At 61.6% G+C, this 12,899-nt stretch carries 15 protein-coding genes; 3 read left to right on the top strand and 12 right to left on the bottom strand.

The window, feature by feature from the left end; all coding sequences use genetic code 11:
- Positions 1-58: 58 nt before the first annotated feature.
- From BLW80_RS27195 to rpoZ, 10 genes are all read right to left on the bottom strand, one after another.
- Entirely contained in the window at positions 59-547 is a 489-nt protein-coding gene (locus tag BLW80_RS27195; RefSeq protein ID WP_093761404.1) for a hypothetical protein, read from the bottom strand.
- A gap of 81 nt (positions 548-628) precedes the next feature.
- Positions 629-1,378, bottom strand: a complete 750-nt coding sequence (gene recO / locus BLW80_RS27190; RefSeq protein WP_093761402.1) for a DNA repair protein RecO — start codon at positions 1,376-1,378, stop codon at positions 629-631.
- A gap of 44 nt (positions 1,379-1,422) precedes the next feature.
- Positions 1,423-1,815: a hypothetical protein gene (locus BLW80_RS27185; RefSeq protein WP_089263819.1), complete on the bottom strand. Its 393-nt coding sequence runs from the start codon at positions 1,813-1,815 to the stop codon at positions 1,423-1,425.
- Positions 1,816-1,848: 33 nt separating this feature from the next.
- Complete coding sequence (era, locus tag BLW80_RS27180; RefSeq protein WP_089263818.1) at positions 1,849-2,802, bottom strand: GTPase Era; 954 nt, start codon at positions 2,800-2,802, stop codon at positions 1,849-1,851.
- Entirely contained in the window at positions 2,792-3,613 is an 822-nt protein-coding gene (gene rnc, locus BLW80_RS27175; RefSeq protein ID WP_089263817.1) for a ribonuclease III, read from the bottom strand. The genes era and rnc overlap by 11 nt, the downstream gene beginning before the upstream one ends.
- Complete coding sequence (gene lepB, locus BLW80_RS27170; protein ID WP_089264616.1) at positions 3,610-4,368, bottom strand: signal peptidase I; 759 nt, start codon at positions 4,366-4,368, stop codon at positions 3,610-3,612. Before lepB ends, rnc begins: the two co-directional genes overlap by 4 nt.
- A 285-nt stretch (positions 4,369-4,653) precedes the next feature.
- Positions 4,654-5,073, bottom strand: coding sequence for a holo-ACP synthase (gene acpS, locus BLW80_RS27165; RefSeq protein ID WP_093761400.1), 420 nt, complete (start codon positions 5,071-5,073; stop codon positions 4,654-4,656).
- Positions 5,070-5,834, bottom strand: coding sequence for a pyridoxine 5'-phosphate synthase (locus BLW80_RS27160; protein WP_089263815.1), 765 nt, complete (start codon positions 5,832-5,834; stop codon positions 5,070-5,072). The genes acpS and BLW80_RS27160 overlap by 4 nt, the downstream gene beginning before the upstream one ends.
- A gap of 32 nt (positions 5,835-5,866) precedes the next feature.
- Positions 5,867-8,188: a RelA/SpoT family protein gene (locus BLW80_RS27155; RefSeq protein WP_093761398.1), complete on the bottom strand. Its 2,322-nt coding sequence runs from the start codon at positions 8,186-8,188 to the stop codon at positions 5,867-5,869.
- A 153-nt stretch (positions 8,189-8,341) separates the two neighbouring features.
- Positions 8,342-8,734 carry a DNA-directed RNA polymerase subunit omega gene (rpoZ, locus tag BLW80_RS27150; protein WP_068732476.1) on the bottom strand — a complete coding sequence of 131 codons (393 nt, stop codon included), beginning with the start codon at positions 8,732-8,734 and terminating at the stop codon, positions 8,342-8,344.
- A gap of 369 nt (positions 8,735-9,103) precedes the next feature.
- Here rpoZ and BLW80_RS27145 point away from each other — a divergent pair, with 369 nt between their 5' ends.
- Positions 9,104-9,730, top strand: a complete 627-nt coding sequence (locus BLW80_RS27145; RefSeq protein ID WP_068732474.1) for a LabA-like NYN domain-containing protein — start codon at positions 9,104-9,106, stop codon at positions 9,728-9,730.
- Positions 9,711-10,418, top strand: coding sequence for a uracil-DNA glycosylase (locus tag BLW80_RS27140; protein ID WP_093761396.1), 708 nt, complete (start codon positions 9,711-9,713; stop codon positions 10,416-10,418). The genes BLW80_RS27145 and BLW80_RS27140 overlap by 20 nt, the downstream gene beginning before the upstream one ends.
- 1 nt (position 10,419) lies before the next feature.
- Here the strand turns inward: BLW80_RS27140 and BLW80_RS27135 are convergent, their stop codons facing one another.
- A complete protein-coding gene (locus BLW80_RS27135) occupies positions 10,420-11,313 on the bottom strand; it encodes a LysR family transcriptional regulator (RefSeq protein ID WP_093761394.1) in 894 nt (297 codons plus the stop codon).
- 110 nt (positions 11,314-11,423) lie between these two features.
- Between BLW80_RS27135 and BLW80_RS27130 the strand changes: the two genes are divergently transcribed.
- Positions 11,424-12,308: an NmrA family NAD(P)-binding protein gene (locus tag BLW80_RS27130; RefSeq protein ID WP_093761392.1), complete on the top strand. Its 885-nt coding sequence runs from the start codon at positions 11,424-11,426 to the stop codon at positions 12,306-12,308.
- 6 nt (positions 12,309-12,314) lie between these two features.
- Here BLW80_RS27130 and BLW80_RS27125 read toward each other — a convergent pair whose 3' ends face one another.
- Positions 12,315-12,890, bottom strand: coding sequence for a peroxiredoxin (locus BLW80_RS27125; RefSeq protein WP_093761390.1), 576 nt, complete (start codon positions 12,888-12,890; stop codon positions 12,315-12,317).
- Positions 12,891-12,899: the final 9 nt, after the last annotated feature.

The raw sequence follows: 12,899 nt of genomic DNA, 5'->3' as shown, positions 1-12,899 counted from the left end.
GATGGATCACAGGCGCGCGTGCCCTTAACGGGCGCGGCACCGCGTCGATACGATCAGATCAGGAAATGGGAGGGCGGTAGAGCCGGGCGGGCGCACTGTCGGTGACCGCGCGATAGCCTTCGGTGACACGAAGGACCGTCGGCACCGAAGGGGTCACGATGTCAGTCAGCGGTGCCGGCAGCGCGGAGACACACATCAGGCCGCAGCATGGACCGTTCGGTGAGTGCGGGACCTTGTGCGGACCGGAAGCATCGTCGATCGCCGTCAATGCATGGTCGCCATCAGTCTGTGCGGCTGCAGAGTGTGCAGGAGATGAGTGCGCGACAGAGTGATCGTGCGCGTGACCATCCCCATGCATGTGCGCCGACGCGCTGCTGTTAACATGAACCATGCCGGTCATATGGCTTTCGCCGGTCAGGCACGGCGCGACCGGGTGCTGTCCCGGCAAGGCAAAGGAGATCGTCGGCGCCAGCACGCACAACAGATAGGCCAGGGCGACGAACCACCCTACTCTTAGTCGCTGTACTCTGGTCAGACGAACCAGCATCTGGACGCGATATCTTCCTATCAACCCGTCAACACGCGGAACATAGACGCGAATCCGGCATTCGCCAATGTCGAACTTGCCTCAGGACGATGAGATTCGCGCGAGGTGCCGCGTCACCGTGTTGATGAACCCTTCGCGGGCGTCGGAATGGCCCTGCCCGCGCGGTTCCAGCACGTTGCGGAGCAGAAAGCGCCCGGTCAGGTCGAAGCCGTCCTGCAGGTCGCGGTCGGAGATGCTGTTTTGGCCGTCTTCACTCTCGCGCAGGAATGACGGCAGCCGCATCAGCCGGTCGCGATACGGTTCACCCGCGGTCCGGGACACTGCGTTGCCAGATTTGGGTGACACGTAAATCAGGTCAGAGGTCACGCCGGTGGCGGCGCAATTCTCCAGATCGAGGCCGAAGCCGAGTTCGGTCAGCATCGCCAGCTCAAACCGGATCACATGGAGCGCGGCTTCGCCGACATCATCGAAGTCATCCAGGATGCGCTCCAGCGTCTCGTAGATGTCTTCATGCGGATCGCGCTCCGGCAGCAACCGCGCCAGCGAGGCGAGATGGGTGATGCCGTAGACCGCATGGGACGAACCCAGCAGCGTCGCGGCACGCATCAACGTGCCTTCCATCAGGTAATAGCCGAGCTGTTCGTCCAGCCGCGCCCGCCATATCGCCTGCACGCTATTGCCGGGTTGCAGCAGCGGTCGCATCTTCGATCCCGCACCACCGCGCACCAGGCCGAGATGACGACCATGGCTACGCGTCAGCAATTCGACGATGGCACTGGATTCGCCATGCCGCCGCACGCCCAGGATGATACCCTCGTCCGTCCATTCCATGGGGGCAGTTTACAGGAATTCGGCAGCCGCCGCAGTAAATGCGATCAGGCCTTGAACCACGTTTTCGCGTCGCCGGTGAAGGCGCAATACAGCCCGAGCCCGGTCAGGATGCAGGACACAATCTCGATCGCACTGTCGAACTGCAGTCCGTACAGGCCAAGCACCTGAAACAGAGACAATACCGAGAAGGCCAGCGACACCACCAGCACCCAGCGCGGCCAGCCTTTGCGGCGATAGGCGGCGAGCCACACGAGCCAGACGAAGAACAACAGCATGCAGGCGGCGACCAGATTCGCCGCCATGATGGTGCTCTCGGACATCGCAAGGTCAGGCGTGCGGTCCTGGAACGCGATCGACAGCGCGTCGAGGATCAGCGACATGTAGAGCAGGACTTCAAAATAGAAGACGTTCTTCGGAAGGTTGGCGGGAGCGGTCATCTTGTCGGCTGCACTTCCATCATCGCTCCTCGATCACTCGTGAGGAAATTCGAGGCCCATTTCGCGATAACGATTCGGATCGTCGCCCCAGTTTTCGCGCACCTTCACGAACAGGAACAGATGCACGGGCGCGCCCACGATCTCGGTCAGTTCCCTGCGCGAGTCCGCACCGATCTGCTTGATCGTCGCACCGCCCTTGCCGAGCACGATCTTGCGTTGGCTTTCGCGCTCGACGAAAATCGTCTGCTCGATCCGCACCGACTTGTCCTTGCGCTCGGTCCAGCTATCGGTCTCCACCGTCGACTGGTACGGCAGTTCCTGATGCAACTGACGAAAGATCTTCTCGCGGGTGATTTCCGCCGCGAGATGCCGCATCGGCGCATCCGACATCTGGTCTTCGGGATAATGATACGGGCCGGCGGGAACGTCGGCTGCGAGCCTGCGGCGCAGGTCGTCGACACCGTCACCGGTCATCGCCGAGATCATGAACGTCTCTTCGAACTTCAGCCGCTCATTGGCCATCTGCGCCAGCTTCAGCAGCTTTTCCTTGGAGACGATATCGACCTTGTTGATCACGAGGATCTTCGGGTGATTGACGCTCGCAAGCTGCGCGAAGATCGCCTCGGCTTCCTCGTTGATGCCCGCTTTGGCATCGAGCAGCACGCAAACGACGTCGGCATCATGCGCACCGCTCCATGCCGTCTTGACCATCGCCCGGTCGAGGCGCCGCTTCGGCAAGAAGATGCCGGGCGTATCGACCAGAATGATCTGGGCGTGGTTCTCGATCACAATGCCGCGGATCAGCGCGCGGGTGGTCTGCACCTTGCGCGACACGATGGTGACCTTGGAGCCGACCAGCGCATTGACCAGTGTCGACTTGCCGACATTGGGCGCGCCGATCAGTGCGACAAAGCCGCAGCGGGTTTCAACGGGCGTCCCTTCGGACTCATGATCTGGTTCAGCATCGTTCACGACATCATCCTTCATTGCCGCCACTGCTGACGCCTTCACGCGCAATCATTGCCTGCGCCGCGGCCTTCTCGGCGGCGCGCTTGCTGCCGCCCTCGCCTTCGGCCGGCGCAAACCCCTTCACATCCACCTCGATCTTGAAATGCGGATCGTGGTGCGGACCGGAGCGTTCGACCTCCCGATAGGCCGGTGTCGGCAGACCGCGGCCCTGGGCCCATTCCTGCAGCACCGTCTTGGGATCGCGCAACGGACGCACCGGCTTGCGCATGCGCTCGGTCCAGTTGCGCTGCACGAAGCTTTCCGCAGCCGGATAGCCGCCATCGAGGAAGATCGCGCCGATCACGGCTTCGCAGATATCGCCGAGCACGGACTTCCGCAGCCGCTGACCGGCACCCGCGCCCACTGTGCCAAGCTTGATCCCCTCGAGCAGGCCAAGCAACCGTGCCACGTCGGCGCATGCTTCCTTGCGGACGAGGTCGGCGAGTCGCTTCGACAGTTCTCCCTCATCCGCATTCGGGAAGGCGCGAAACAGCATGTCGGAGACCACGAGCCCGAGCACATGGTCGCCGAGAAATTCAAGGCGCTGATAACTCTCGGTACGGCTGCGCTGCGACTTCAAGGCCGACACATGGGTGAAGGCTGTCGCCAGCAGCAGCGGATCCTTGAAGCTGTGACCGATGCGCGTTTCGATCTCGGCTGCTGCGACCTTCGCCGCTGCGCGTGCCTTCTTCTTCCGGGCAGCAGCCGTCTCCGGCGTAGCCTCGGTCGTCGAGCTAACTTCGTCGGTCTTCGGCGCGGTCTCGATGGGATTGTTGGAGTCGTCGGTCATCGCACGATAGAGAAAATTCGATTCCAGCGTACGGCGGTCGGCCAGCGCCAGATCTGCCAAGCATGTTCGCCTTCGGCGATCGAGAAGAAGATCATCTGCGCGCGACCGACGAGATTCTCGAACGGCACATAGCCGACGGCCGACAGCACGCGGCTGTCCGTCGAATTGTCGCGGTTGTCGCCCATCATGAAGAAATTGCCAGGCGGCACGGTGTAGACATTGGTGTTGTCGTAGAAGCCGTTGTCGACGCAATCGAGCGTCTCATAGGTGACGTTATTGGGCAGCGTCTCCTTCCAGCGCTTGACGCGCGCCGTGGCGTCGGAGCCGCACGGATCCTCGCCGACGAAGTCGCTCATACGCTCGCGCTGCACGGGCTTCTCGTTGATGTAGAGCAGCCCCTCTTTCATCTGGACGCGGTCACCGGGCAGACCGATCACGCGCTTGATGTAGTCGGTGGAGTCGTCCTTCGGCAGACGGAACACTACGACGTCACCGCGCGACGGCTCGGAACCGAAGACGCGGCCGGAGAAGATATTCGGCGACAGCGGGATCGAATAGTGGCTGTAGCCGTAGGAATATTTCGAGACGAACAGGTAATCGCCGACCAGAAGCGTGGCCTTCATCGAGCCCGACGGGATATTGAAGGGCTGGAACAGGAAGGTCCGGATCACCAGCGCGATCAGCAGTGCGTTGATGACAACACGGATGGTCTCGCCGACGCCGCTTTCAGTCTTGGTCCCGGATGTCACACTCATCGCTTTCCCGATTCCCGCAGCGTCGCCGCGCGGCTGGTAGCGCATTTTGGGGCAAGGCGGCGGCGCGCCTCGCACGAAAAATGCATTAGATTCATATAATTACGGCAAAGTCCTGCAAATGCCATGAGCGGCGTCAGCGAGAATTGGCGTCGGTTCGGTGTCCTCGCAGGTTTAAACGGTTGTTGGTAACGGTGCAATGAACCGCCCCGAAAAGCCGCTATTTCCCGCCAGTTTGACGTGCCGGCTTGTGATCGCACCGCTTCAGGTGCGGCTCCCGGCCAGCCCTCAGGGCTTGGGCGACGGGACGGCCGAAATTATGACGAAAGCCTGCGCCAGGGGCCAATCGTCCGTGATCGACAGATCGATCTGGGCCTCGTGGCCGGGCGGTATCAGGGCCTGCAGGCGTTCCAGCGCGCCGCCGGTGAGCTTCATGGAGGGTTTGCCACCCGGCAGATTGACGACGCCCATATCCCGCCACCAGACGCCCTGACGGATGCCGGTGCCCAGCGCCTTGGACATGGCCTCCTTGGCAGCGAAACGCTTGGCATATGTCGCCACCACCATCCTCTCGCTCTTCGCGCGGCGCTGCGCCCTCGCCCGCTCAGCCTCGGTGAAGATGCGATCGAGGAAGCGATCGCCATGGCGTTCGATCACCTTGGCGACGCGCGTAATGTCGATCAGATCGGAACCGATGCCGATGATCATGAGGCGCCCTTGGACTGCATCCGCCCGCGATCCATCGCCGCGCGCATCAGACGCACCGTATCGGACAGACCGATGAACAGTGCCTCGCCAATCATATAGTAGCCGATGTTCAGCTCCATGATTTCGGGCAGCGCCGAGATCGTCTCGGCGGTGGCATAGTCGAGACCATGGCCGGCATGTACTTCCAGGCCTGCGGATTTCGCCAGCCTCGCGCCGGCGGCAATGCGCTGCCATTCATGAGCGGCCTTCGCGGTATCGCCATCGGTGATCGCGTCGCACCAGGCGCCCGTGTGGAGTTCGATCACGGGGGCCTTTAGTTTAGCGGCCATTTCGATCTGCTTGGGATCTGCCGCTATGAACAGCGACACCCGTATGCCGGCTTCAGTGAAGCGCGCGATCGACGGCTCCAGCGATTCACGCTGGCCGACCACGTCGAGGCCGCCCTCGGTCGTCAATTCTTCGCGCCGCTCCGGCACCAGACAGACGGCATGAGGCTTCACCGCCAGCGCGATCCGCACCATGTCAGGCGTCGCCGCCATTTCGAAATTCAGCGGCTTGGAGATCTCCGCCTTCAGTCGTTCCATATCGGCGTCACGGATGTGGCGACGATCCTCCCGCAGATGCGCGGTGATGCCGTCGGCACCGGCCGAAATGGCTTCCAGCGCAGCACGAACGGGATCCGGGTGCTTGCCGCCCCGCGCGTTGCGCAGGGTCGCGACGTGATCGATGTTGACGCCGAGGCGCAGCGAGGATGAGGACATGACGGAATTCCAGAAAACCTTAAGGGAAGACGCTACCCATTGACCCGTTCGACCTTGGCGACAACGGCCTTGGCGCGCAACTGATTGATGATCGCGCTGAGATGTTTGAGGTCGTAGACACCGAGATCGATGGTCTGTTCGGTGAAATCGGGCGAGCGTCGATGCATGCTGATATTGTCGATATTGCCGTCATGGTCGGCGATCACCTGAGCGATCTGCGCCAAACTGCCGGGCTCGTTGACATTCTGCAGGAACAGCCGCGCCGGAAAACGCTGCGGCGAGGATTCATCGATATCCCAGCGCACGTCGACCCAGCGCTCCGGCTCTTCCTCAAAATCCTTCAGCGCCGGTGACTGGATCGGATAGATCGTGATGCCCTCGCCCGGCGTAACGATGCCGACGATGCGGTCGCCCGGCACGGCGCCACCGTTCGGAGCGAATTTAATTGGCAGATCGGAATCGACGCCACCGATCGAGATGATCGAGGTGAAGCGTGCCGCGCCATCCGGCGTTCTGACCTTGTCCGCCGTCGACTTCTTGTTGTTGGCCGAAAAGCGGCCGATGCGCTCTTCCTTGTAGTCGGGATACATCGCACGCGCGACGTCCGCGGCGCGCAATTCGCCGCGGCCGACCGAGGCCATCACATCGTCGATAGACGTGCGCGCCAGACGCGGCAGCGCGCCCTTCAACTGGTCGTCCGAATATTCCATCTTGGCGCGCACGAACAGGCGCTCGACGATCCGGCGGCCAAGGCTGGCATATTGATCACGGACCGCTGTTCGCGTCGCACGGCGAATGGCAGCGCGCGCTTTGCCAGTGACCGCCAGGCCTTCCCATGCGGATGGCGGCGCCTGCTGTGCGGCCGAAGTCAGCACTTCGACTTCGTCGCCATTTTGCAGCTCGGACGACAGCGGCGCGAATTTGCCATTGATCTTGCAACCCACCGCACTGTTGCCGACGTCGGTATGCACGGCATAGGCGAAGTCGACGACATTGGCGTTGCGCGGCAGCGCGATCAGCTTGCCCTTTGGCGTGAAGCAGAACACCTGGTCGTGGAACAGTTCGAGCTTGGTATGCTCCAGGAATTCTTCCGGATTGGTGCTCTCCGAGAGAATGCCGATGGTATGGCGCAGCCACGAGAACGCGTTGGATTCGCGCTTGAGCATTTCGGTCGGCGAGCCGATCCCGTCCTTGTAGAACGCATGCGCTGCGATGCCGTATTCGGCGATGCTGTTCATGTCCTCGGTGCGGATCTGCAATTCGACGCGCTGGTTGCCGGGGCCGATCACCGTGGTGTGGATCGAGCGATAGTCGTTCTGCTTCGGCGTCGAGATGTAATCCTTGAAGCGGCCCGGCACGACTGGCCAGGTCGTGTGCACCACGCCGAGCGCGCGGTAGCACGCCTCCATGTCCTGCAGCACGACGCGGAAGCCGTAAATGTCCGACAGCTGCTCGAAGCCGACCGACTTGCGCTTCATCTTGGTCCAGATCGAAAACGGCTTCTTGCGCCGGCCAGTGACCCGCGCCGTGATGCCGTTCTTCTCCAGCTTCGTAGAGAGATGGCTCTCGATCATGTCGATGAGGTTGCGATTGCGCTCGGTCAGTGAGTCCAGGCGCTGCATCACCACTAGGTAGGCGTCGGGATCGAGCACCTTGAACGACAGTTCCTCAAGCTCCTCGCGCATCGCCTGCATACCCATGCGTCCGGCGAGCGGCGCATAGATGTCGAGGGTCTCCTCGGCGATGCGGCGGCGCGAGGCCGGCGGCATGAACTCCATCGTCCGCATATTGTGCAGACGGTCGGCGAGCTTGATCAGCAGGACCCGGACGTCGTCGGCGATCGCCAGCAGCAGCTTGCGCAGGTTCTCGGCCTGTTTGGCTTCGCGCGACACCAGTTCGAGCCGCTTCAGCTTGGTCAGGCCCTCGACCAGCGCGCCGATTTCGGCGCCGAACAGCTTGTCGATTTCGGTCCGGGTGGCCTCGGTATCCTCGATCGTGTCGTGCAGCAGCGCCGCCACGATGGTGGCGTCGTCGAGCTTCAGGTCGGTGAGGATCGCCGCCACTTCCAGCGGGTGGGAGAAATACGGGTCGCCTGATGCCCGCGTCTGCTCGCCATGGGCGACCATGGCATAGACATACGCGCGGTTGAGCAGGTCCTCGTCCGTGTTCGGATTATAGGCCCGGACGCGGTCCACCAGATCGTATTGCCGCATCATCCGGACACGGGACGTCCGCGGCACCTTGGCCGGAATTGGCGTCTCTGCAGACAGCGCTTCAGGCGAAACTGGCGAGACCGCGGCGACCGTGTCGTTCGCAGCCTGCATCTGCCGTTTATTACGGCGCGAAGTCGCCATCCTAGCCTCGTTCGATCCGGTCAGCAGCGACCTGGATTCTTCGTCTCAAGTTTGCCCCGAAACGGACTGCAAAAGCAAAGGCCCGGACGCATGTCCGGGCCTTTGTGATGACTGATAATCAAACCGGTTAAGCAAAAGACCGTGTGTATCGCTTTACTCGTCTTCTTCGGGCTGCTCTTCCGGCGGAGCGAGGCCTTCGAGACCCTTGAGGAGCTCTTCTTCGGTCATGCGCTCGACAGCCACTTCGGTATCGTCGGCATCGACGCTGGCGCCGGCGGAGCCGATCAGCGGAATCGTATCCGGCTCTGGCTCGTCCACTTCCACGAACTTCTGCAGCGAATGGACCAGCTCCTCACGGAGATCTTCCGGGGAAATGGTCTGATCAGCGATTTCGCGCAGCGAAACAACGGGATTCTTGTCGTTGTCGCGATCAATCGTAAGTTGTGAACCGGACGAAATCATTCGTGCCCGGTGTGCTGCCAGCAACACCAGGTCGAACCGGTTGTCGACCTTATCGATGCAATCTTCGACGGTTACGCGCGCCATAAAATGTCGCTCCGTTTGTTGTGGGACCGAATATGATGATTAAGTCCCGTAGGTATAGGGGCTTTGCGGCATTCGCAAGGACCAATTTGGAATTGCGTCCTTCTTGGCTTGGTTTTCTGCCGCACTATGGTACCCTCGAAAAGACCGCAGAAGCGGTGGCACCATCTGGCCAGAAGCGGATATCTCGACACCAAAAGGCTTCATTGCAAGGGAAGATGGATCGGCATATTCGGGCAGTTCCAGACCAGCTGATTGCGTGGCGTCAATAAAGCCGATCCGACGAAGAGCGGACGACAAATGTGATTCAAATGCGCAACGACGAAGTCGCGCCAAAAACGCTAACAACAACAAACCACATGAGAAAACTTGATGTCCCTCACATCTAACAAGATCGCACTCTTCATCGACGGCGCCAACCTGTACGCCACCGCCAAGACCCTCGGTTTCGATATCGACTACAAGCGCCTCCTCAAGGAATTTCAGAGCCGCGGGACCCTCGTCCGGGCCTTCTATTACACCGCCATTATCGAGGATCAGGAATACTCGTCGATTCGCCCGCTGATCGATTGGCTCGATTACAACGGGTATACGGTGGTGACCAAGGCCACCAAGGAATTCATCGATGCGTCCGGCCGACGCAAGGTGAAGGGGAATATGGACATCGAGCTCGCCGTCGATGCCATGGAACTGGCCGAACATGTCGACCAGATCGTGCTTTTCTCGGGCGATGGCGACTTCCGCTCCCTGGTCGAAGCCGTGCAGCGTCGCGGCGTCCGCGTCACCGTGGTGTCCACCATCTCGAGCCAGCCACCAATGATCGCCGACGAGTTGCGCCGGCAGGCAGACGTGTTTACCGATCTCATGGAACTGCAGAGCAAGCTTGGCCGCGATCCGGCAGAGCGCCCTGCTCCGCGCGAGCCGCGTCATCAGACGCCGCAATTCCTGCAGCGCGCGACCACCATGGCGCCACGAGGCGATGAAGATTTCGAAGACTAAGACGCAACTCAGCAGACAACAGCCGGCGGTGGTCGCATCCGCGATTTCCGCCGGTACTCCCATCGACCCCGGGCGCGATTGTCCCCTCTGCCCACGTCTTGTCGAGTACCGTATGGCGGTGCGCGAGAAGGATCCTGGTGGCTATAACGGCCCTGTGCCGTCCTTCGGCACCTCGGACGCAGCACTGCTGATCGTGGGCCTCGCTCCCGGCGTGCAGGGCGCCAATCGTACCGGACGTCCCTTTACCGGCGACTATGCCGGCGACCTGCTCTACGAGACTTTGCTGGATTTCGGCTTTGCCTCCGGCACCTATGAAGCACGTCCTGATGACGGGCTAATGCTGCAGGATTGCCGGATCACCAATGCCGTGCGCTGCGTGCCACCACAGAACAAGCCCCTGCCCGTCGAGATCACCACCTGCCGGCCGTTTCTGATTGCCACGATGGACACCATGCCGCGATTGCGCGCCATCGTGCTGCTGGGCCGCGTCGCCCATGACACGATGCTGAGGACGCTCGGCATTCGCGCCGTGACAGCGCCCTTTGCGCACGGCGCCGTTCACGATGTCGGCCGCTTCAAGCTCTACGACAGCTATCACTGCTCGCGATACAACACGAACACGCGCGTGCTGACGCCCGAGATGTTCCGTGCAGTGTTTGCGCGGGTGAAGGCGGATCTGGCGCAGTAAGTCAGCGAACCGTTCGCGACACAAAATCGATGAAGGCGCGCACCTTCGCCGGCGGATGATGCCGCGACGGATATAGCGCGTAGAGCGGAAACGTCTCGTCGGCCCAATCCGGAAACAGATTGACCAGGCTGCCTTTCGCGAGTTGATCCTTCACGGCAATGGCAAGCACCTGGCAAATCCCCGTCCCCGCCAGGCACTCCGTCAGCATGGTCCCCGCATCGCTCAATACCAGCCGGCTTGAGATCCTGACAGGAAGGACCTTGCCCTTGCGATGAAACTCCCAGTCGTAGGGGCGACCGGTCTGCGGATCGCGAAAATCGATGCATTGGTGCTTCAACAAATCCAGTGGCGCCTGCGGTCGGCCATGGCGTTTCAGATAGCGCGGTGACGCAACGGTCAGCACCTGGATGTCCGCAAGCTTGCGCGAGATAAGAGATGCGCCGAGTGGCTCTCCGAACCGCACGGCCACATCAACACCATCCGCCACCAGATCGCCGACGTGTTCGCGGGTGATCGTCTCCAGTGCCAATTCAGGATATGTCGCGAGAAAACCACCGAGATGACCGGCCAGCACCAGGCGTGAGAAGAATGGATCGATATTGACCCGGAGCCGCCCTCGCACCCGAGCCGAAGCGCCGGAGGCATCGACTGCCGCCTCCTCGATCTCCTCCAGCGACGGCCGCACCCGCTCGTAAAACCTGCGCCCCTCATCGGTGAGCGCAATCGAACGCGTCGTGCGGTCCAGCAGTCTTACGCCGAGCCGGGCCTCCAGCCGCGCGATCGCGTGACTGACGCCAGATGCCGACATACCCAGCGCCTCTGCCGCCCGCGAGAAGCCCCCACTTGCGATCACAGCATCCAGCACGGTCACGCCGGTCAAAAGTCGTCCGTCCATCGCAACGCCATTCCTGATGTTTTGTCAGCAATGATGTGACGTGTTCTCGTTTCAGTCAAATATCGAAAAATGGGACAACACCGGCATTCCCACCCATTCGGAGAGCCACCATGTTCGCCATCACAGGAGCCACCGGCAAAGTCGGCGGCGCTGTCGCCCGCACGCTGCTTGCCGCCGATCAATCCATCCGCGTCGTCGTTCGAGATCTCAGCAAAAGCAAGACATGGGCAGCACGCGGCGCGGATATCGCCCTCGCCGACACCCGCGATGCCTCGGCGCTAACAAAAGCTCTCTCGAACGTCGACGGCGCGTTCGCGATGCTGCCGCCGACATTTGACCCGAGCCCCGGTTTTACCGAGGGCCGCGCGATGATCGAAGCCCTCCACACCGCACTCCGCGTGGCGCAGCCGCCGAAACTGGTTGTGCTTTCAACTATTGGAGCGGATGCGCCGCAGCCGAACCTGCTCAACCAGCTCGGACTGCTGGAACACGCACTCGCCGACTTGCCGATGCCCGTGACCTTCCTGCGCGCGGCATGGTTCATGGAGAACGCGGCGTGGGATGTCACACCTGCACGCACGGATGGCGTCATTTCGAGCTATCTCCAGCCGCTGGATAAAACCTTCCCGATGGTCTCCGCGGAAGACGTCGGCCGCACAGCAGCAGAGCTCTTGCTCGAAAGCTGGGTGGGCCATCGCGTGATCGATCTCGAAGGCCCCCGCCGCGTGTCGCCGAACGATATCGCCAAGGCGTTCACGAACGCGCTCGGCGGTCCCGTCAAAACTCGCATCGTTGCGCGCGATGGCTGGGACAGACTATTTCGCGAGCAAGGCATGACGAATCCGACACCGCGAATGCAGATGCTCGATGGCTTCAACGAAGGCTGGATCGACTTCCCCAAACGCGAGGCGGAATCGCGCAAGGGCACGATCACAATCGATCAAGCGATCAAAGCGCTCGTTGTCGAGACACCCGTCAAAGCAGGCTCGTCCTAGCCTGGGCTAGACCGGGTTCGCCTTCAGCCATTCCAGAACATCGCCTGCGTTCCGGTCCGGCGGAAACACCGGATAGAACACATGGGTAATCTTGCCGTCATCGATGATCATGGCCATGCGCTTGATCATCGTGAGATCGGCGACCTCCATGGTCGGCAGGCTGAGTGCGTCGCTCAGCTCAAGTTGCTCGTCGGACAACACCGGAAACGGCAGATGCAGCCGTCCAGCCATTTCGGTCTGATATTCGTTGCTCTGCGTCGACAGGCCAAACACATGCTTGGCACCAGCGGCCTTCAGCTCCGCGAACAGATCCCGGAACGAACAGGTTTGCGGCGTGCAGCCACGCGCGCCCGGAATCATGTCCCAGTCATCGACCAGCCCAATTTTACCGGGCTCGCCTGTACGCGGATAGCCGAACACCACAGTGCGGCCGGTGAGTTCGGACAGCGTGACCGCCGTATCGTTCGTGGCGCGCAGGCTGACCGGAGGGATCGTCATGCCGGTCAGATGATTGGCGGCGCCGTCGTCTTCCGGCGCCGGGATCTTACTCCAGTCGACTTCGAGCAGGTTGCCTTGCGTCATCTCATCCTC

Origin of the sequence: Tardiphaga sp. OK245 (assembly GCF_900108575.1) — a bacterium.
GTDB lineage: Bacteria > Pseudomonadota > Alphaproteobacteria > Rhizobiales > Xanthobacteraceae > Tardiphaga > Tardiphaga robiniae.
The sequence above is the reverse complement of the archived record's forward strand: the minus strand, read 5'-3'. Positions and strand labels throughout refer to the sequence as shown.

Coding starts and splice junctions, on each gene's coding strand:
- era (WP_089263818.1), bottom strand. CDS start 2,802: ATGAAGGATGATGTCGTGAACGATGCTGAACCAGATCATGAGTCCGAA.
- BLW80_RS27155 (WP_093761398.1), bottom strand. CDS start 8,188: ATGGCGACTTCGCGCCGTAATAAACGGCAGATGCAGGCTGCGAACGAC.
- BLW80_RS27195 (WP_093761404.1), bottom strand. CDS start 547: ATGCTGGTTCGTCTGACCAGAGTACAGCGACTAAGAGTAGGGTGGTTC.
- rpoZ (WP_068732476.1), bottom strand. CDS start 8,734: ATGGCGCGCGTAACCGTCGAAGATTGCATCGATAAGGTCGACAACCGG.
- BLW80_RS27185 (WP_089263819.1), bottom strand. CDS start 1,815: ATGACCGCTCCCGCCAACCTTCCGAAGAACGTCTTCTATTTTGAAGTC.
- BLW80_RS27140 (WP_093761396.1), top strand. CDS start 9,711: ATGAAGATTTCGAAGACTAAGACGCAACTCAGCAGACAACAGCCGGCG.
- lepB (WP_089264616.1), bottom strand. CDS start 4,368: ATGAGTGTGACATCCGGGACCAAGACTGAAAGCGGCGTCGGCGAGACC.
- BLW80_RS27160 (WP_089263815.1), bottom strand. CDS start 5,834: ATGTCCTCATCCTCGCTGCGCCTCGGCGTCAACATCGATCACGTCGCG.
- BLW80_RS27130 (WP_093761392.1), top strand. CDS start 11,424: ATGTTCGCCATCACAGGAGCCACCGGCAAAGTCGGCGGCGCTGTCGCC.
- BLW80_RS27145 (WP_068732474.1), top strand. CDS start 9,104: ATGTCCCTCACATCTAACAAGATCGCACTCTTCATCGACGGCGCCAAC.
- acpS (WP_093761400.1), bottom strand. CDS start 5,073: ATGATCATCGGCATCGGTTCCGATCTGATCGACATTACGCGCGTCGCC.
- BLW80_RS27135 (WP_093761394.1), bottom strand. CDS start 11,313: ATGGACGGACGACTTTTGACCGGCGTGACCGTGCTGGATGCTGTGATC.
- rnc (WP_089263817.1), bottom strand. CDS start 3,613: ATGACCGACGACTCCAACAATCCCATCGAGACCGCGCCGAAGACCGAC.
- BLW80_RS27125 (WP_093761390.1), bottom strand. CDS start 12,890: ATGACGCAAGGCAACCTGCTCGAAGTCGACTGGAGTAAGATCCCGGCG.
- recO (WP_093761402.1), bottom strand. CDS start 1,378: ATGGAATGGACGGACGAGGGTATCATCCTGGGCGTGCGGCGGCATGGC.